The following is a 20,828-nucleotide window of genomic DNA, read 5'->3' on the forward strand; positions in this document are numbered from 1 at the left end:
AAACTGCATAATCAGTTAATATAACGACATAGTACATTTACGCCCTTCAAAAAAATGAGAATATGAAGGGTTTATTTTAGCATGGCTTTTTTACTAATGTGTTTTCATACAAAAAAGCTGCCTTAAAGGCTTAGTGACAGGGTAGCTGCTCTAGTCCGCAGGATTTTTTCCAATAATAGTAAGTTGAATTTTTTTATCTTTTTATTAGGGATTCTTGAGGCTCGCTATAATCCAAATTATACTATTTATTGTATAAATTCAGCGAGATGAGGGAGAAAATTGAAAAGAAATTGGAATGAAGAAGAATTATTGGAGCACTTTATGTTATTGCCAAACGAACGCCATTTAGTATTGAGTAAGAAGTCAAACGCAAATCGTTTAGGATTTGCAGTCCTCCTTAAATGTTTTCAACTGGAAGCTCGTTTTCCAAATAAGAAACAAGATGTACCCATAGATATTGTTCAGTATCTAGGTAAACAAATAGGTGCTTCAATTGAAGATTTTTTCGAACATTATGGTTGGGGAGGCAAAGAAAGAAGTTATACAGATCATCGGAAAGCAATACGTAATCTTTTTGGTTTTCGAGAACTTTCTGCAAAGGAAAATAACCTTTTGGTTGAATGGCTGGATGAACAAGTTCAGTTTACACATGATACGGACTATTTAAAAAATCAAGCATATAACCTATTTCGTAAATGGAAAGTCGAACCACCTTCTACAGGCAGTTTAAAACGAATGATTAATTCGGCCATAGATACTTTTGAGAAAAATTTATATAAATCGACTTTCCAACAGCTTTCTTCTATGAGTTGTTCTCGATTAGATGCTTTATTGGAAACTCATTTAGATGAGGGTTCGGAAATAGAAGAAACATTTCATGAAAAAATAGAAACTGATAATCTCACTTTTCGACATCTTTTATCTTCTCCATGTAAACCAAGTGTAAATACCATGGAAACGGAATTAAAAAAATTATTAGCCATCCGGCATCTAGAAATCCCTCCAAGACTATTTCATCATTTGCCTTCGAAATTAGTAAAGAAATATCGGCTTCGCGCAGCCACGGAAACGGTAACGGAATTATTTGCGCATCCTGCCCCTATTCGTTATACCCTACTAGCCATCTTATTTTCACATCAACACGGGGAAATTATTGACTCATTAGCAGATTTATTGGATGAAATTACGCTTAAAATTAGGAATAAGGCTAAAAATACAACTCGAAAAGAAGCAGTAGAAGAATTAGAAAGAGTGAAAGGAAAAAATAAACATATTATAAATTTATTGAAGGCGACCGTAGATTATCCAGAAGGAGTTATTCAAGACACATTGTTTCCTATTGTTAGTGCTTCCAAAATCCGAGATATTATACAAGAGATGACCAAAAATAATCGTGAGTATAAAGAAAGAATCTATACCAGGATGCATACTTCGTATCGCGGACATTACCGACAGGCTTTTACTGACATCCTAATGAATCTTACCTTTCGGTCTAACAATCAATCTCATCAACCGGTGATTGAAGCCATCCAACTCATTCGAGAATATGGAGAAAGTGGGCAACGTTATTTTGCTGCTGGAGACGAGGTTCCTATTGATGGTGTCATTCAACCTAAATGGAAAGACGTCATTATCGAAACAGATAGTCAGGGAATAGAAAGAGTGAATCGGATCAATTATGAAATTGCGGTCATTCAGTCGCTTCGTACCCAACTTCGTTGCAAAGAAATTTGGATCGAGGGTGCGGATCGATATCGTAACCCAGATGAAGATCTTCCGCAAGATTTTGAGGAGAACAAGGAAGAATACTTTGAAGCATTAAAAATACCATTAGATGTGGAGCCTTTTATCAAAGATATTAAACAGTTGATGAAAGATAAACTTCATATGCTTCATCAAGGATTAGAGGATAAAAGTAATGAAAAGGTGGCGATTTCTGCAAAAAATAATAAAGGATGGATTCGAGTTACTCCACTTGATAAGCAACCAGAACCTCCCCATGTGCTAAGAATTAAACAGGAGATTAAGAATCGGTGGACTGGTATTAACCTGTTAGATTTACTAAAAGAAACAGACTTTCACACAGGGTTTACCAAACATTTTAAGACTGCAGCTAATCGAGAAATATTAGATCAAGAAACCATCCAGCGCCGTTTGCTTTTTAGCTTATTTGGATTAGGAACAAATACTGGTTTAAAAGCAGTATCTGCTGGAAATCACCTCGATAATTATCGAGAACTTCGGTATATTCGTCAAAAGTTTATACATAAAGACCATTTAAGAAAAGCCAATGCGGAAGTGACCAATCATATTATTCACCATCGACTAAAAGAAGTATGGGGAGAAGCTACCACTGCTTGTGCTTCCGATTCCAAACATATGGGATCTTGGGATCAAAATCTACTGACAGAATGGCATCCTCGCTATAAAAAATACGGAATCATGATCTATTGGCATACGGATCGAAAATCTGCCTGTATTTATTCTCAGGTTAAGTCTTGTCTTTCTTCCGAAGTAGCTGCGATGATGGAAGGAGTGCTTCGTCACTGTACAGATATGGAAGTTGATCGAAACTATGTCGACACACATGGGCAAAGCGTGATTGCTTTTGCTTTTAGTCACTTGCTTGGTTTTAAACTAATGCCTCGCTTCAAAAATATCGGTGCTCAAAAATTATATCGACCGGAATCTGGTATGAATGAAAAGTACCCTCAATTACAATCAGTTTTAAGCAAACCCATTAACTGGGACCTTATTCGACAACAGTATGAGCAAATCGTTAAGTTTGCGACTGCTCTACGGTTAGGAACGGCTTCTGCAGAATCTATTTTAAAACGCTTTACAAGAGATAGTAAACATCCAACTTATTTAGCGTTATGTGAACTAGGAAAAGCGATAAAAACCATCTTTTTATGTGACTATTTACATTCTGAAGAAACTCGAAGAGAAATCCAAGAAGGATTGAATACAGTGGAGCAATGGAATTCCGTAACTACCTATATTTTTTATGGAAAAAATAGTGAAATGCGATCCAATTCATTAGAAGATCAAGAAGTATCAGCTTTATCGCTTCAACTGCTTCAAAATTGTTTAGTCTACATGAATACCTTAATGGTACAAGAAGTTCTATATGATAACCACCAATATTGGATAAAGAAAATGACACCAGAAGATTTTCGAGGTTTAACTCCTCTTTTTTATCATCATGTTAATCCATATGGAATTTTTGAATTAAATATGGACCAGAGAATACCGATTAAACTTCATGCGGCTTAAATGTATTTGGCAAATAGCAGTATACTTTTTGCATAACAAAAGACCGTAAAAATACAAGTTTGTGTATAAAACTTTGTACATTTACGGTTTTTTTTCTTAATGCTTATTCATTTTAAGCGCCGGGATTACTGAAGAAACCCTTAGATTTAAACGACTTCATTGTTATATTTTTAAGTACGGTATTGAAAGCTTATTTGCAAGGGTTACAATAAAGGTTGTACCGTTTCCATTCTCACTAACAATTTGAATGGTACCATGATGCAGATCTACAATTTGTTGCACAATGGTTAGCCCTAGTCCACTTCCTTTAACAGCTGCATCGCGTCCTTGGTCAACCTTATAAAAAGGAGTGAAAATAAGCTTTTGTTCACTCTCTGGAATACCAGGACCAAAATCCTTAATGGAGATTTCAATCTTTTCCATATATAATTGCTTCACACACACATTTATTTCACCGTTTTCAGGAGAAAATTTGATAGCATTGTTAATAAAATTCACCCATACTTGTTGTAATAAATTCTCATCGGCTTGGATTAATATATGTTCCATGTCAAGGGAAATCTTTAGGTTTTTCGCAGACCATTGGGGCTCTTGGGTAATCAATACATTTCGAATTTGTTCATCAATGGAAAACGTTGAAAGTACGAGTTGATATTGCCCATGCTGCAAATGAGATAATCTTAAAATATCTTTACTGAGATATGATAACCGCTCACTTTCACTTCTGATAATGGATAAATAACGTTTTCGCTGTTCCTCTGTAAGCTTCTTGTGCTCAAGTGCCTTGGTGAAACCTAAAATCGATGTAATAGGGGTTTGAAATTCATGGGATACGTTCGATACAAAATCCTCTCGCATCTTAACAAGCAGGCTTAATTCCTTTGCCATTTCGTTAAAGCTTTCTGTAAGCTGGCCAATTTCATCTTTTCGCTTCGTTTGATAAATTGCGTCAAAATTCCCTTGTGCAAGCTGCTTTGTTGCTTCAGTTAACTTTTTTACGGGATTGACAATACTTCTTGTAATGATCAGTATAAAGATTGTTCCAATTAATATAGCTACCCAAGTGATGTCAGAGAGAGATTTAAATAACATAGATGTTTCAAATGCCTTTTTCGTAAGAATTAAAGCACCTTTCTCGCCTTCAATAGTTATAGGCAGCCCAATATACATATCAGGTCCTGGTGTTAGGTGATAAATTTCTTTACCTGAATAAATTTTTTCCAATTCATCTTTTGGAATCTTTTCAGAACTCTTTCCGTATTGAATAAAATCAATTTGGTAACGATAAATCAATCGAATATTTTCTTTTATTTCATCGAAGGTTGCATATTGTAATTGTACTTCAATCGATTGTTTTACATCTGAAATTTCATCTTTTATTATTTCATCGACACGATTTTTATAAAAATAGGAAGTGACTGAAAATGCGATGAGAAAGCTTAAGGCAACAATTCCGACAAATGTAAGGGTAAGTCTAATGTATAAGCTCTTTACCATCCTGCACCTCAATTCTATAACCAATTCCCCTTAGTGTGACGATTTGCATCGCTGTATCATAAGGTTCTAAACGTTCTCTTAGCTTGCGAATATGCACATCTACCGTGCGGTCGACTCCAATAAAATCCATACCCCAGATCTTTTCGAGCAGCACATCACGAGTAAATACTTGCCCTGGGTAACTACCTAACATGAAAAGAAGCTCAAACTCTTTTAAAGGTAAGATTTCCTTCTCACCATTCGGGTAGTTGATTTCATAAGTTGTCCGGTTTAGTAAAATTTTGCCTATCGTTAATATTTGATCTGTATGTAAACGCGCTCTTTTTAACAGTGCCTTAACACGAAGAACCATTTCTACTGGATCAAATGGCTTTGCTAAATAATCATCTGTACCTACTTGAAATCCTTTAATCCGATCCTGTGCTTGATCCTTTGCAGAAATCATTAAAATGGGAACATCATGTAGTTTCCGAATTTCATGGCAAAATTGGATACCGTCCATTTTAGGCATCATAATATCTAGGATAATAAGGTCAACATGATTCTTTTCTAAATATTCATACGCTAATGAGCCATTACTTTTCTCAATGACTTCAAAATGCTCATCTTCTAAATACAATTTCATTAATTCACGAATATGCATATCATCATCTACAATTAAAATTTTTACCAATATTAGTCCTCCTTTGACATTATTCTTTACAAATCTTCTATTTGTAAGTATTTATACACTTGGTTAATATTTATAAAAAAGCGATGTAAGTGTACTATTGTACAACCCATCGCTTTTTCATTCAGACTTATGCAATTTTTAAGCTACATTTAATGTTCTAACGAAAGCCACGACGGTTGAATTTCTTTACCCCAAATATGGCTAGAAGTAAGATGAGTAATGAACCTAGAGTCAATGCCAAACTTTTCATAGAAGAGACAGGATCAACATTCTCACCTGAATCTCCCATCTGCCCTTGGCCCATTCCATCAGGCATTTTGCTAGGATCAAATCCTTCAGGGAGATCCATTCCCTCAGGCATATTCTCTGGGTCGAACCCCTCAGGAGGTTTCATCCCCTCAGATTTCTCACTTTGACCAGAGTCATCTTGAGTTGATTGGATTGGGGGAGATTCCTTCGGTTCTGTATTATGATCAACTTGTGGATCTTCTTCAGCAGATTTACTATCAATAACCAGCTCACCAGAAAGCTGCTTTAAGATAGATTCTGACCGTGCACCGGCAAAAGCAGCCAGGCTATTTTCGCCGCTTACACCTGCTAGAAATTGTTCTGTTGTCGTAAATTTGGATGGATCCGCTTTTACATACGTTAAAATGGTTGCTGACACTTCTCTTGTTATTTTACTTACATTTTCTTCTGTAAAATATTTGGTGGATACTTCTTCTAAATATTTTTCATATTTAGCTAAATATTCTTCGTTTTCTAACAGAGCATTCAATAAAGGTCGATCTTCTAAAGTAGTACTTTGAACCGGATTATAAATATCAAAGTTAATGGCTTCGTCTGTCATGATCTCTTCATTTGTCATGGCATCCAACATGTTTCCACCTTTAATGCCTTCCGGCAGTTCTTGTCCTTCAGGAAGTTGCATTTCTCCACCTTCCATCAATTTGGACATGTCCATATTCTCCATTCCTTCGGGCATCGGCCTGTCGCCCATGTCTCCCATACCACCCATGGAAAATCCACCGAATGCCATATTATAATCCCATGGAATGATGGAGAATTTTCCATCCTCTTCATAAAGGTAATAGTTATGTTTCATCATACCTTGATAGCTATCCATGCTGACAAGAGCTGTCGTTGTGGCAAAATAGCGCAGCATATTATCAACATCGATGTACTCTTCTATGTCTCCGCCATTATTAATGACATCAATCATGTCCAGAATATTGGATTGATCGAGATTGGATTCGTTTGTTTTCGGATTAAGACCTGAGTAATCATCTATGTCAGAACTTATATATTTCAAATCACTTCCAGTTCCATCCGGCTTATACAAAAAGCCGTCATTGCTTCCGTAGTTCTTCGCAAGGAAGGTTTCATCGACTGCTTCGACTCCCAGCATCAAGCCATAATCCTCGCCATTGACCGTAACATTCATATAAGAATGATCCGGTGTGGCGAGTCCCATTGATTCCATCATTTCATAAGATACATACTCTTTCATCTGGGTTGTATCACTGAAATTATTATTTAAATTCAGTTTTTTTAACCCATAAAAGCTTTGTGTATTATCATAATGATCAAAATCTATTTTTAAACTATAACGATTTGAATCACTATTCGCTACGGACATAAGAGAGGAATTTCCTTTTGTTCTGACCGCCACATTCCCGATTCGCTCTCCATTGATTGTCACAGAGGCTTCTTTATATTCCTCTTTATTCGGGTTCTTTAAAATATCCGCCCAATCTTCTTCATTGATTTCAATATCGACTGTAGTTACTTTTTTTTCATTAAACAGCTTTGTTTCATAGGAAAATTCATCATTTTTAGCTTCAACTCCTAGATTCGGCAGGACCATGAGGACGATTAAAAAGAGAGCGATTAACCCAGCCATTATGGAGTAAACAAATTTATTACTTATCATCTGATTGCACTCCTTTAAAAAATAGGAAACCTGCCGAAACAGATTTCCCAAAGACTACATTACGCTGTAAAGTTACCATCATAACTTAGCATGACAGCAGACGTTACACCTTTCACTTTGGCAATACTCTTTACAATCTGTGAATCATTTTCTTTAACGCGTACTTCATATGTGGCTTCTGTTTCATTCCCTAACATCATTGATTCAGATTTCAAATTGAATTTTTTCGTTTTTTCTTTTAAAATCCTTTCAATTTCTTGGCCTGTTGCTTCTGAGTTAAACTTTACGACAACTAAATAAGGATTTTGAACCGTAATTTTGTTTGCGAACACAATTAATACGATCCCTATTACAATGGATCCTATTACAGCTAATAAAATGAATCCGGCTCCACACAATATACCAACTATAATAGACCAGAATAAATATACTAAATCCATCGGGTCTTTAATTGGTGTACGAAAGCGAACAATTGATAATGCACCAACCATACCTAAAGATAATAAAACATTAGAGCTAATCCCCATTATGACCAATGCAGTTGCTATTGTCATGACCATGAGTGATATATTAAATGAATGTGAGTAAATGACTCCGTTAAATGTCTTTTTGTAAACGGCATAAACAAAAAAGCCAAGTAAAAAAGCAGATAGTAATCCTAGCAGAGAATCTGTTAATGAAAATGAAGCTGCTTTCTCTAGGAAGCTTGATTTAAAAATATCATTGAAATTAATTGATTCCATAATGTGTTACTCCTCCTGATTAAATTCTAGTTTAAACGTACATACGGCTTAATTGGTATTTTGAATAGGCTTCATGCACAGTATTAACGCCTTGCAGCATATATCGTATAATTTCTGGCAAATACTCGTCATATTTAACCTCAAGAATGACTTCAGTTGGCTCGAGTACATCTACCATTGGCAGATGTTTATTGAACATATCAGTGTTCTGGAGACTAGACTGTACTTTGCTGTCAAAGGTTATACGAACATTACCATATAAATAAATGTAGGCTTCACGTTCATAATCAACCACTGTCATTGGCTTCAGTTGATATTGCGTCATTTCAAAATATAACTCACGCATAAGACCTCGCTCATCATCCTTCATCCACTCAATATCGCCAACACGCATCTTTTCAAATTCTTCTTTCGACGTTTTGCATTTCGACTTAAATGTCAAGTTATTTCTCTTGCTTTTTCGCTCTAAGTTTACTACACCTGCGCTTTTTCCATAAATACGAACACGATATTTATCGCGATTTAGGTAGCCCTCTTTTTTCTCATTCAAAATTTTGTTACTAATATTATCGAAATAGCAAGAACGAATGAGGTATTTACCGTTCGGACCAGCGTTAGGGTCGAGTTTCATTAAATGTCTTATCTTAGTCTTTAACAACATGTAATCGATATAAGTAATCCCATGCTTTAGCTCTTGTCGCCCCTTTGGATTATACGACGTGTGAATAGGCATATAGATGGTTCTCCTTTCTTAAGTAAATTCATAGGTTTGTCCGTTAATGCTATGTCGAACTAATGATTCATAACAACCTCCATAAGAATAGCTAACTAGCGTTTTAAAGAGTTTGGATGAAGAAAATCAAATTTTTAAAAGGGGGTTATTTTCCGTAGCTGATTTTTATTCAACACAAACTCGATACATAAAAGATAGTCTAGTAATGTTAACTCAATATTAACTATGTAAAGAAAATTATTTTTTTGTAAAAGTTGAGTAAATAGTAGATACAAAAGAATGGTAAAAGAAAAGGAAGAACAAAAGTGTTCCCTGTAGCAAAACGCTGAAAACATACGTTATCAGACCTGAATTGAAAAAATTATAAAATAGAAACTATAAAATATAAGAATCATAACTTCAAGGAAAATTGTGACTTTATTTATTCTGAAAAGTTTACTGGAACAAAAACAGATCGGCCAGAATTTAAGAAGCTATTGGCACAATTAAAAAAGGGAGATGCTTTAGTAGTTACCAAATTGGACCGTTTTGCAAGATCAACAGTAGATGGAATCCATACCATTAAAGACTTATTTGAAAGAGGAGTAAAAGTACATATATTGAACATGGGTCTAGTGGAGAATACAGCAACAGGAAGACTTATTTTTATCATTATGAGTGCATTTGCGGAATTTGAGCGTGATATGATTGTGGAAAGAACTCAAGAAGGCAAATCAATAGCTAAATTACGGGAGGATTTTAGGGAAGGGCGACCTAAAAAATACCAAAAGAAACAAATCGAACATGCTTTATCACTCCTAAAAAATCATTCTTATAAAGAAGTGGAAGAAAAGACCGGTATTTCGAAAAGTACACTTATAAGAGCTAAGAGGAAGCAGAAAAAAGAGGAGACCACTTAAACCACTATAATAAACATTAGTTTACTTTTAATGGAAAAAATCCTGCGGACTAGAGCAGCTACCCTGTCACTAAGCCTTAAAGACAGCTCCGTTCTTCAGCTAACGCACCCGTTAGTTTAAGTGTATAAAATCACAAACTTAGCTGTTTTTGTTTAATAAGAAAGATGTACTCAAAACTTACTTTCCATTCATTACAGGAATGCTGCCCCTTTAGTTCCATTAGAAAAAGCTGTCTTTAAGACAGCTCTGATCTTCAGCTAAAACACCCATTAGGTGAACAAACATTAAGATTGTTTACTTCTTATAGGGGTAGCGTCAGGAAAATGCGGATTTACAACGTTAAGGAAATCAAAAAAATATAAAAAGCCTAATTTCTCGGTGTTATAAGTGAGAAATTAGGCTTTAGTTACTTCATTAAAGCGCCCTATTCATGAATAATCAACATAACTTCTATTAGCTGGTATTGAGAAAGATTGCTTCAAAAATTAAAGAATAGTACCCGTTTAGGGAGAGAACTTACTACAGATTCTTTTGTATTAAAACACACATATGTCTTGCCATTTCAAGAGGTGACAGAGGCATTTCATTCTTAAGCCACCATTCAACAATGCCCACAAAAGCAGCAGCCATATATTGAACGGTTATTTCTTTATTTAGTTCATGGTTGATACCTTCACCTAAAGACTCATTCGTTCCTTTAATGACAACTTGAAGCAAGTGTTCTCGAAAACATTGGTTCCCCCTGTTATCTAACATAGTAGAATAAAACAAATAATTTTGCTCAAAATGTTCAAATATGGGGAGTAATGAGTTTGCCATATCATTAGCCCCTTGCTCACCTTTTTTCACCACGCAAGAACCTGTAAATGTCTTTAAATTACTTTCGATAGCTTTGTCCATTAAATCGTATTTATCAGTGAAATGAAGATAGAGGGTTCCTCGATTAATATTGGCTCGTTCCGCAATTTCATTAATTGTAATATGGTCAAAACTCTTCTCCGCCAGCAATTCAATGAAAGCTTTATTAATAGCTTCTCGGGTTTTTAGTATTCTTCTATCTACTTTTGTCATCTTTAATCACCATCTACCTTATTTATTGAACAGATATTATTACATTGTTGTTTAATCAACGAAATTCACGTTTTTAACGATTGCATTGGTATCTCTAGGATAATACAATAATAGACAGTTGTACAATATTTAACAACCGTACAATAAATTATAAATTTTAAGAGGTGAAGAAAGTGCCTACACAAGCTGAAATGAAGGCTGTTATGCAAAAATACATTGATAGTTTTAATAATAGGAATGCGGATACATTGGTTTCTCTCTTCGCAGATAATGCAAGAATTGAAGACCCAGTTGGCAGTCAACCTATAGAAGGAAAAGAAGCCATCACTTCTTTTTATCAGAAGGGTATAACTCTTGTGAACAAGCTTGAGCTAGCAGCCCCAATTCGAGGTTCACATAGTAACTCGGCAGCCATGGCATTCATTATTAATATGGATATGGACGGAAAGGAAGTACAAATTCATTGTATTGATGTCATGACTTTTAATGACTCAGGTAAAGTTGTAGATATGAAAGCTTATTGGGGTCCAGAAGATATCAAAGGAGTATAGACTTTATTGTTCTAACCGACTTTTCTTTATTGCATAACTAACAGTGCGTGAGAGGCTGTCTAAGTTAGACAGCCTTTTTCATTTTACATAAATCCCTAATTACTTTTAAAGGTATTGTTCTACAATCTGGCCCTCTTAGCGTTGTAAATCCGCATTTTCCTGACGGTACCCCTTATGGAACTAAACTGCCCCGATAGTTCCATAACAAAAAGCTGCCTTAAAGACAGCTCCGATCTTCAGCTAACGCACCCGTTAGTTCAACAAGTTTTACATTATCCCTGACGTAATATCTTTTGAAACATTCTTGGTTTATGTTTTTCAAAACCTTTTATTAATTCTTTTCCAAAAATAGTGATGGTTTTTTCCCAAGGGTGTCCTAATAATCCCCAGTCAAAATTCTTATGAATAAAAAAGTAATAATCACCGTCTGGAAAAATAGGTACTGTCCATTCATCAAATTCACTTTTCGGAAACTCCATACGAGGGTTTATCCAATAACCTGGATGTTGCCAATCTAACGCATACATATATTCATTTTTCTGTGTGAGTTCTTGAAAAACAAGCAATGACTTATCCTCTAGATCATAGTAAATCTCATCATAAGTTTCTGAATCTCCGGACCAATTTAGACACGGGGATACATCATATGTGATAAATGGACTTGGCACTTCAAAGGATGGGAACTTTGATATGCTTGGCTTAAAAGTAAATTCATCATAAATCCTATCCCATACCTCTATATCTTCAATTTCAGATAGTTCAATCCAATTTTCCATTTGAATAGCCACCTTTACGATGCTTTTAACCAGGGTTATTATATCATTTATTGTGCAACTAACCTGCCCCGTTAGTTCTATAAGAAAAAGCTGCCTACCCCGATCTTCAGCTAACGCACCCGTTAGTTTAAGTACATTTCTTCACAAATGGAAAATTTCTATCAATGATAAAAAGGTAATTGCCTCTTTTATCATTTACAACTGTATACATGGCTACGGGCTTGTTAATATTAACTTTCTTGTTTTGACATCATATATTCTGTAACCAATTTCAAACATATGGTCCTTTGTAACTGTCACCTTACAATAATAAGGGATTGACTTTCCATAAGCATCAAGTGCAGGAATATCATTGAAAGTAAACAGTTCATCTGTATCGAGCATGTTAAAGTCTGCCATAGAAGAACGACCTGATGAATCTATTTCGACAACACATTTTCCACTGACGACATCATATTCCTTTAGCACAACATATTTTAGGCTTGGGAGGGTAACAGCTAAAAGAAAAACACCAAATACAAAGCTTCCTAAGCTTTTAACTACATTTAATAATGAATATTCTTTATCAACATACATAGCAAAAAAAACAAATACTGCGCCTATTACTGATAAAGCTCCTACTATGAGCATTAAATAATAAAAGATCATCTTTTCACTTCCTATAACAATTGAATGGTAATATTACCAAATGATAATTATACTTAAACTAGCCTGCCACGATAGTTGCATAAAGAAAAAACTGCCTTAAAGACAGCTCTGATCTTCAGCTAACGCATCCGTTAGTTCAAGAAGTATTCACTAAATTTTTTATAGAATGGAGAGCACGAATTGCATCAACAGCGTGACTGCCCCAATGTATTTCAAAATTTACTTTCCATTCCCAGATAGCCTCTATGTGCTCATTTTTTTCATATAAAAATATGCCTCTTTTAACATCTTTATAGATATCCAATATGTCATCAGACAAACTTGCCTCTACTGGTTCACCAAAATGATATGGATTAAAAACCTCCCAATAGTGGTCGTACTTTTTTAAATTAATTAAGGGGACAGATATTTCAAAGTCGGTTTCTTTTTCATTGTCTGATTCAACATCTGGAAGACTAAGAGCTTTTGTGTACAATTCTAAAAGCGAACAAAGTAGACTTGTTAAATTATTTCCCTTAATGGAGCCGAAATTCTCGATGACCCTGCAATAATTTGATGCTGAGAGATAAAAGTCCTCTGTCACTTTAATTTGCATTTTATATCTCCTCTCTTGCTGTATTTTCTGTTTAAATTCTACCACAAAATAGAAAACTCTTGATGAACTAACCTGCCCCTTTAGTTCCATAAGAAAAGAGCTGCCACAGCAACCCCATTACCTTTTAGCATATAACGTGGAACGTGGAACTCCTGTAGCTTTTACTATGTCATTTACACTCATTCCGTTTGTTTCACGTTCATTATAAAGCTTAATAGCTCGTTTTAAAGTCTTTTCATCTTGTCCTGGTCTTCCCATATGTTTCCCTTGCCTTTTTGCTCTCTCCCGACCTTCTGTAGTTCTTTCTACAATAAGATCACGTTCAAATTGTGCAAAAGAACCTAAAATATTAAAAAGGAGTGTTTGTAAGCTATTTCCTTCGTTTGAACCATCAAACTTCATATCCTCTTTTACAAATCTAACTTTAACCCCTTTTTCAGCCAACCCTTGAACTATTTTATTTAAGTCCATAATAGAACGAGCTAAACGATCTATTTTTGTTACCACTAATGTATCTCCTTCTCGCGCAAATTCCAAAGCTTCATAAAGTTGAGTTCTTTGTTTGGTACTTGTTCCAGTTACTTTCTCAACAAAAAGCTTTTCACACCCTTCATTTGCCAATATTTCTTTTTGTGTTTCTAAATCCTGGCCAGTAGTTGAAACTCTTGCATAACCAATTAACAATTTGTATCACCCTTTGTCTAAAAGTCTTAAATGTTTTATACATAAAATTATAGACTAACTTTTAGACCCGAAACAAGAACAAATAACCAAAAAAAATTCTATTTTTAAGAGTGTCTTAAAGTTTTAACTTTTAGACATAAAAAGATCGATACTTACGTTAAGAAAAGTTAGACTAAATGGTCACTTCTAATATCCCTTGCTGTAAAATAAAAATCAAAAAGGGGAAAATATGAAAAAGTTAAAATTGAAGTATGAAGCAATAGTATACGGATTACAGCCTAGCAAATCCTACTCTCTTCTATTGGTTTATACCATTTGATGGTGATGAAAAACATTATTATTGTTGCTTTGAAAATGATGACCCAATTGAAATTGAGATTTCAAATAATAATGGAGCTTCAAAAGGTAAAATAAAAAAATACGTTGAAAAGAACTTTGATGAATTATGTAACAAAGTCCTATACCTTGAAAAAGTACTTAGATTAGTAACAAACCTTGATATTTTTATCCCAGTAATAAATTTTGAAGTTTACGATGAAGAAATGGAATTTGTAGAAAAAGCTTTTTTACGCAAGTTTTCTCACCATTAGACCATCCTTCTAGGTTTTCAGAAAAAAATTGGAAATTACAATCTAGTTGACTAAATTTTCATATGCGTTGGGATTTAATGACAAAAATGATGAGCGAAAATAAAGAATATAGTCGTGCCCTAGATTATTTTGATCAATCTTTTTCTGTTAATAACATTTCAGTAAAACTTTTATGTCTAATCGCATCACTTGAATCGTTATTTAATTATGACAAAGAGAAAATTGCTGAAAAAGTTTCAACTTATACAAGTAAGTTAATTTTTGATAAAGATAAGAAAGATAAAACCTATTCAAGAATAAAAAAATTGTGATGAACGTTCGAAGTATATTCATGGACAAAGCACAGATAGAATAACATACCTCTATTATGAGGAACTTAAAGAATTTGTGAGAATTGTTCTCTTAAATTATTGGTTTGTATCAATGTACGATGAAGTAAAAGATAATAAGGAAATGATCAGTTTTCTAGATGAAGAGAAACCTCTAAGCAAGGATACACAACTTTCTATTCGAGCAGTAAGGGAAACGGATTACACTAAATTTTATTCAGATGTAAGAGAGAAACTTGAGAATGGTGATACAGATATTCTTTAAAGATATAGGAAATTTCGGTTCATCTTTTTTGCGAACGGTGCGACTTTTTTATAAACAGTTCATCTTTATTTCAAAGCCACACCTAACATAGTTAAATAAAGCGCCCTCTGTTTAATTATGGGTGCTATACTATTATTTAGATATTTTTTAGTTCCGAGGAGGTTATTCAATGAAAAAGGTGCATTATGGAGTGTGGATGTTTGTTACACTCGTTCTCATGCTATTTTTGCTTCCAGAAATATCAGTTAAAGCGGCATCCGATCCAATCATTAAGGTTAAATTAAAAGGCTATCTGGGTAACAAATCTGAGATTACCGTTGAACCGGAAGTCACGTACACTACGAATCTAGCAAATGTAAAACTAGAATCGAACAAGAAGTATACGTTGAGGGTCAGCGGTACGGACATTGTTGTACTGTCAGATTCAAAAGAAATAGGAAAAGCTTCTGAGGTTGAGGTGAGACCTGAAACAGGGAACGGTCCACTTTCGATTAATGGCCGTACATACTTAGGTAGTTTCCGTTTTATTATGGAAGATGGGAAATTCATCCGTCCGTATAACTCGATTGGTCTTGAAGATTATTTAAAAGGGGTTGTTCCAGCTGAAATGCCGGCTTTATGGAATCAAGAAGCCTTAAAGGCACAGGCTGTTGCGGCAAGAACCTATGCAATGAGCTACATCAATAGAACACCCGATGACACAGTGAATTTCCAGGTATACGGTGGCTATGCTTGGCACGAAAATTCAACAAGAGCTGTTAAAGCAACAGAAGGTCAGGTCATTGGTTATAGTGATAAACAACATATAGGTTCAGATGCTCTTTTTTACTCTAGCAATGGTGGAAAAACGGAGTCCAACAAAAATGTTTGGGGCGGCACAGAGCGACCATATTTAATGGTCAAAAACGATCCATATGATCCGCAAACTGCATGGAGCTTTAGTGTGAAAAAGCATCAAATAGACCTTACAAACTTAGACCTGACAAAAGCAGATACATGGTGGGCTAATACGAAGGAAGTCGAACAAACACAAGAAATTTCTAATATAAAAGCATGGCTACAGTCAAATGGCTATACAGGCAAAGACATTAAAATTATCGCTGTCCCTTTACTCACCCTTCAAGCACCAACAAGTGGCGGCAGGGTGAGTAAAGGAAGTATTACGATTGAATTTATGGTGAAAGAAAAGGGGAAAGCGCTACATCAAAGTGTAATATTAGAAGATGTAGCGGCTTCCAAAATTAGAGACATTATAGGTCTGAGCTTCATGAAAAGCTTTTTAATAGACAAAGTGGATACTGCAAAGGATACGATTAACGTTTCAGGAAAAGGCTTCGGCCATGGTGTCGGACTAAGCCAGTATGGCGCGAAAAAGGCTGGCGAACAGGGATATACGTATCGCGAGATTCTTGCATTCTATTATGAAGGAACAAGCTTAAAACAAGCTTATGAGCCAGAACCTGAGGAAGTAGAACCAGTAAAGCCGGACCCGGCACCTGTCATTCCAACGCCAATCCCAACACCAGTTCCGGACCCTGCCCCTAAAGATGAAACAGCGCCAATAATTAATGATATAAAAACGTATTATGATACTAAAACAGACCAAGTCAAATTAACCTTTGATACGAATGAAAAAGCGAATGTGACAGTGGAAGTTAAGGATGAAAAAGAGGATATCATCGCTTCTCTTGTTTCAGGGGACGAAAAGCCATCAGGATCGCAATTAGCCGTTTGGAATGCTTCAAGGGTAAGCAACGGTTCATACACCTTTGAAATTAGAACAATTGATAGTAGTAATAATTCAAGTTCAGCATCTGTTCCATTTTCATTAACAAAGCCTGACACAACGGCTCCAGTTATTAATAATACAAATACATCATATGACTCAAAAACGAATAAGGTTTTTCTAAAGTATGAGACCAATGAAAAATCAAAGGTTACTGTTCAAGTAAAAGACGCAAAAGGTAAAATCCTAGCTACTCCGATCAATAATACAGAGAAAAATGCCGGTATTCAATGGACATCGTGGAATGTATCGAAGGTTTTGAACGTAAAGTACTCATTTGAAATTGCAACGATCGATAGTAATCAAAATAAAAGCTCAGCAACGGTTACATTTACATTAACAAAACCCGATACAACTTCACCTTCCATTAAGAATATAAAAACTTCATATGATTCAAGAACGAATAAAGTTGATTTGAAGTATGAGATTAACGAAAAGGCGAAGGTAACTGTTCAAGTAAAAGATGCAAAAGGCAAAACCGTGGCGACACTGACCAATAATACTAATAAAAATGCCGGTGTCCAAAGTGCATCATGGGATGTATCAAAGGTTTTGAACGGAAAGTATACGTTTAACATTACAGCGATAGATCCAAGTAAGAACAAACGTGCAACGACGACTTCCTATACATTAAACAAACCGCCAGCGAAGAATATGACTGGTAGGGTCAATGCTACAAAGTTAAATGTCCGTTCCAAACCCTCCACATCAGGGAAAGTTCTTGGCTCTTTGAAGAAAAACCAAACTGTTACCGTCATTACTAATAGCAGTTCTTGGTACAAAATTAAGTACGGTAAGGAAACAGGTTATGTATATGGAAAATACTTAACGAACGTCCAATAACGAAATCTATCCATGAAAAGCCCAAGTCAATATTGGGTGAGCACTGAAAAGGACCTTGATTATTTAAAAGCCTGAAGTAAACCAAAAAATTAAACCTTTATAGTTAATTTGGCAACTTGAGGGCATGAACCGGTAATCTACTTGGTTCATGCTTTTTAAATTGAGCTAAATTCGTTGGTCTCTCGAACTCCATAAGTCAACCGATATTACTTATGAACAAGAAACGCTCAAAGATGCTTTAGATACTAATATTTTGTTCAGCTAAACCAATCATTTAACTTCATCTGCAATGACTCCTGGTTAGTGAATCCATATCCAGCTTGTGAATTATAAGAGTAATCACCATTATTAATCGGCAAAAAAACTACTTATTGATAAGAATCGTGTTTCAGCGGTTTTTGCAACAGATGATTTAAAAGTAATAAGTTCAGAGCAAGCGTTTAGCATTACTCAAATAGCCAAAGCCGGATTCAGTGCTGAATCCGGCTTTGGCTATTTCTACTATTTTTCGAAAATTGCATTTGATAGAAGACGGAACAAGTAATCCGGGTGGTCGCGGAATCCTGCTTCTAAACCAATAAGAGTTACATCTTTATTCTGTTCTTTTACGATTATGGCTTGGCCCTTGGCGGTTATGTTATTTTTCCAGTGACCAGCTAAGAAGAAATTATCTGAATCTGCAAGGGTCGCGACGACTTCATCATTATTCGTACCCGTGAACCATGTTGGACGATAGACAAAGCCGATATCATCCTCTCCATATCCTGCTGTTAAACCCGTTCCCTCATAATCAACTTTTACGATACCATTACTGTTGGAATCTCCTACATTAATGATGTCGTCTGTAAGACCGAGTGTCTTAGTTGCTCTAGAAGCACCAGCACCTACAGCTATATACTTGCCACCTTCATTTAAGAAGCTTGTCACATTGTCTTTAAACGTATTAAGTTGACCGGGGTTCTGTAATCCAAATTCTTTATTAGCTTCGGATAGGTTGGTAGAAATGAGACTTTCCGTTCCACTATAGACAAAAACATCAAAACCATTAAGGGTATTTTTAGCCACTTCCACTGGCGTAACTTCTGTCACATCAAAACCTAGTCTTTTCAAAGCCAGCTTTGTTCCTGCGTGTGATTTCTGTTTACCTATACCTCCATCGGTTAATATAGCCACTTTTAAAGACGTAATAGCTACTGCATCTGCTGGTGCCTCAGCAGTTCCAATCTGTAACCCAGATTCTTTCACCGCTGCTGATACCTGATTAGCTACTGCTTTTGCAAAGAAGTTGCCTTGTGCATCACGTACTATAGGTATTCCTTGCTTAAGCAATGTATTTACTAAATTTACCGATTGGACAGAGCTGTTCGGAATTAGAAACGGTCCTTTTCCTGAAACTGTTCCTTGACCTGTAATCTGGTTTACTTTCTTTGCATTGACTTTAATAGGATTTTGTGTGGCTACTGCCTCGAATCCCCAAAGCTCCGGTAAACTCCATGCGGAAATGTCGTACATTGCTGGGGTATCGTTCGTGATATCTTCCCCATCCCAGAGCATCGTGTTTGCTAATCCTGCCTTCGCCTGATTCATCTCAACGAGATACGTTCCTTTTGGATATGACACTCCATCCGCTTCAAATGCATTTACGGCTTGAACAACTTCAATATCATTATTGATCAAATGATTTACAGCCTTATTCGTAACAGTCGGATCCTTAGGGTCTAGTGGGAGTATGTAGGTTTTTGGAAATAACCCTTCCTGATGAAAAGGATGGTCAAAGTTAATTCCTCTTTTAAAAACTTCAATTTGATCAGTAATCATGGATTGCTTGTTAGCTGTTGCAAATTTCAGTGCCCCCATAATCGAATTATACATCCATCGTACGCCATCCCAATCATTTGTTGGAGCTTCTAATGTATGACCGTAAGCACCATGATACATCGCATACATTGGTGTGAAAATTGGTGGGTAATCATCCCAGCCAGCGGAGTCATCGCGCAGCGGAATATAAGTACCTTTCATGTTTTGATACAAGGATCCTGAATAGTTCTCATGATCCTTCATTATTTCCGCTTCCATCGCTTCTGCCTGTTTATAGGCCCATTTTCCGTATAGGTCATACTCGTAATTAGGATTATGCGGTGGCGTACAAGGCTCAATTAACCCCTGCAGATTTGGCTGATAATTCTTCACATAACCATGAGTATCAAGGAACACCATCGGGTTCCATTCTTTAATGAGCTCAACCATCTCTTTTGTTTCTGGCTGCGATTGGGTGATAAAGTCACGATTTATGTCGATTCCTTCGCCATTAAAGCGGGTGGCATCAATACGTCCATCAGGGTTTTGTACGACATTGAAAATAAGAATATTATTCTCTAAAACGTCTTTGGTTGTTGCATCATTTTGGGTAGCAAAACGTTCAATTAATTGAAGGATTGCATCGCTTCCGACAAATTCAGTCCCATGAATAGAACCATTAATCATGATTGGAACTTTAAAGTCAGGATTATTGGCAACCCATTCTTGAGCTTTGCCTGGATTCTTAAACATTTGCTTTCTAAGTGACTTCACTTTACCGAACTTCCCTTGCGTTGTTGGGTCAGCAATCGTGACAACGTAGAGTGGGTTTCCATCAGCTGATTTTCCACGGACTTCAACTTTCACACGGTTTGAAAGTTTTTCAATCTCTTTTAATTTGGAACCAATTTGTGAGAATTTCACAAAGTCATAGTTTTCGCTATTAAACTTGCTTCCGTCCTGTTCCTCATATGTATTCACATTTGTCCATTGAGGTTTCTCAGCATGTCCAGAACTCCACGGAATTACAGTTAGTAAACTCACAGCCATCAGGCCGGATAATGCTTTTTTCTTTTTCATCCTAAAACCTCCAGTTTGTATATATAGTGATTTTTTTGTATATATCCCACCAAGTCGTT

Annotated in this window: 16 protein-coding genes and 1 pseudogene; 6 read left to right on the forward strand and 11 right to left on the reverse strand. The window is 35.8% G+C overall.

Annotated features, from left to right (window positions below; genetic code table 11):
• Positions 1–279 precede the first annotated feature (279 nt).
• The gene (locus tag N0M92_RS26640; RefSeq protein ID WP_260288644.1) at positions 280–3,276 is read left to right on the forward strand and encodes a Tn3 family transposase; all 2,997 of its coding nucleotides are present in this window, start codon (positions 280–282) and stop codon (positions 3,274–3,276) included.
• 162 nt (positions 3,277–3,438) lie between these two features.
• Here the strand turns inward: N0M92_RS26640 and N0M92_RS26645 are convergent, their stop codons facing one another.
• The 5 genes from N0M92_RS26645 to N0M92_RS26665 all read right to left on the reverse strand — a co-directional run bounded on the left by N0M92_RS26645 (position 3,439) and on the right by N0M92_RS26665 (position 8,855).
• A complete protein-coding gene (locus N0M92_RS26645) occupies positions 3,439–4,773 on the reverse strand; it encodes a sensor histidine kinase (RefSeq protein WP_260288645.1) in 1,335 nt (444 codons plus the stop codon).
• Positions 4,751–5,446, reverse strand: coding sequence for a response regulator transcription factor (locus tag N0M92_RS26650; RefSeq protein ID WP_311202607.1), 696 nt, complete (start codon positions 5,444–5,446; stop codon positions 4,751–4,753). Before N0M92_RS26650 ends, N0M92_RS26645 begins: the two co-directional genes overlap by 23 nt.
• A 157-nt stretch (positions 5,447–5,603) precedes the next feature.
• Positions 5,604–7,379 (reverse strand): CotH kinase family protein, encoded by a 1,776-nt coding sequence (locus N0M92_RS26655; RefSeq protein ID WP_260288646.1) that lies wholly within the window; start codon positions 7,377–7,379, stop codon positions 5,604–5,606.
• Positions 7,380–7,438: 59 nt separating this feature from the next.
• Positions 7,439–8,122, reverse strand: coding sequence for a DUF4956 domain-containing protein (locus tag N0M92_RS26660; protein WP_260288647.1), 684 nt, complete (start codon positions 8,120–8,122; stop codon positions 7,439–7,441).
• A 31-nt stretch (positions 8,123–8,153) separates the two neighbouring features.
• Complete coding sequence (locus N0M92_RS26665) at positions 8,154–8,855, reverse strand: polyphosphate polymerase domain-containing protein (RefSeq protein WP_260288648.1); 702 nt, start codon at positions 8,853–8,855, stop codon at positions 8,154–8,156.
• A gap of 401 nt (positions 8,856–9,256) precedes the next feature.
• On the opposite strand from N0M92_RS26665, the pseudogene N0M92_RS26670 reads away from it, so the two are divergent.
• Positions 9,257–9,754: pseudogene (locus N0M92_RS26670) on the forward strand (recombinase family protein); the annotation flags it as partial.
• Positions 9,755–10,273: 519 nt separating this feature from the next.
• Here the strand turns inward: N0M92_RS26670 and N0M92_RS26675 are convergent.
• Positions 10,274–10,825, reverse strand: coding sequence for a TetR/AcrR family transcriptional regulator (locus N0M92_RS26675; RefSeq protein ID WP_260288649.1), 552 nt, complete (start codon positions 10,823–10,825; stop codon positions 10,274–10,276).
• A 173-nt stretch (positions 10,826–10,998) separates the two neighbouring features.
• Between N0M92_RS26675 and N0M92_RS26680 the strand changes: the two genes are divergently transcribed.
• Positions 10,999–11,376 carry a steroid Delta-isomerase gene (locus tag N0M92_RS26680; RefSeq protein WP_260288650.1) on the forward strand — a complete coding sequence of 126 codons (378 nt, stop codon included), beginning with the start codon at positions 10,999–11,001 and terminating at the stop codon, positions 11,374–11,376.
• A 272-nt stretch (positions 11,377–11,648) separates the two neighbouring features.
• On the opposite strand, the gene N0M92_RS26685 is transcribed toward N0M92_RS26680, so the two are convergent.
• The 4 genes from N0M92_RS26685 to N0M92_RS26700 all read right to left on the reverse strand — a co-directional run bounded on the left by N0M92_RS26685 (position 11,649) and on the right by N0M92_RS26700 (position 14,079).
• On the reverse strand, positions 11,649–12,152 hold the full coding sequence (locus tag N0M92_RS26685) for a DUF2716 domain-containing protein (protein WP_260288651.1): 504 nt from the start codon (positions 12,150–12,152) through the stop codon (positions 11,649–11,651).
• A 213-nt stretch (positions 12,153–12,365) separates the two neighbouring features.
• Complete coding sequence (locus N0M92_RS26690) at positions 12,366–12,800, reverse strand: hypothetical protein (protein WP_260288652.1); 435 nt, start codon at positions 12,798–12,800, stop codon at positions 12,366–12,368.
• A 136-nt stretch (positions 12,801–12,936) separates the two neighbouring features.
• Positions 12,937–13,395 (reverse strand): DUF5063 domain-containing protein, encoded by a 459-nt coding sequence (locus N0M92_RS26695; protein ID WP_260288653.1) that lies wholly within the window; start codon positions 13,393–13,395, stop codon positions 12,937–12,939.
• Between the two features lie 117 nt (positions 13,396–13,512).
• The gene (locus N0M92_RS26700; RefSeq protein WP_260288654.1) at positions 13,513–14,079 is read right to left on the reverse strand and encodes a recombinase family protein; all 567 of its coding nucleotides are present in this window, start codon (positions 14,077–14,079) and stop codon (positions 13,513–13,515) included.
• 667 nt (positions 14,080–14,746) lie between these two features.
• Here N0M92_RS26700 and N0M92_RS26705 point away from each other — a divergent pair.
• The 3 genes from N0M92_RS26705 to N0M92_RS26715 all read left to right on the forward strand — a co-directional run bounded on the left by N0M92_RS26705 (position 14,747) and on the right by N0M92_RS26715 (position 17,892).
• Complete coding sequence (locus tag N0M92_RS26705) at positions 14,747–14,980, forward strand: HEPN domain-containing protein (protein WP_260288655.1); 234 nt, start codon at positions 14,747–14,749, stop codon at positions 14,978–14,980.
• A gap of 112 nt (positions 14,981–15,092) precedes the next feature.
• A complete protein-coding gene (locus N0M92_RS26710; RefSeq protein WP_260288656.1) occupies positions 15,093–15,263 on the forward strand; it encodes a hypothetical protein in 171 nt (56 codons plus the stop codon).
• 169 nt (positions 15,264–15,432) lie between these two features.
• Entirely contained in the window at positions 15,433–17,892 is a 2,460-nt protein-coding gene (locus N0M92_RS26715; RefSeq protein WP_260288657.1) for a SpoIID/LytB domain-containing protein, read from the forward strand.
• A 501-nt stretch (positions 17,893–18,393) separates the two neighbouring features.
• Here N0M92_RS26715 and N0M92_RS26720 read toward each other — a convergent pair.
• The gene (locus N0M92_RS26720; protein WP_260288658.1) at positions 18,394–20,769 is read right to left on the reverse strand and encodes a M14 family zinc carboxypeptidase; all 2,376 of its coding nucleotides are present in this window, start codon (positions 20,767–20,769) and stop codon (positions 18,394–18,396) included.
• Between the last annotated feature and the right edge of the window lie 59 nt (positions 20,770–20,828).

The organism is Peribacillus aracenensis, from assembly GCF_025175645.1.
GTDB classification, from domain to species: Bacteria; Bacillota; Bacilli; order Bacillales; family DSM-1321; genus Peribacillus; species Peribacillus aracenensis.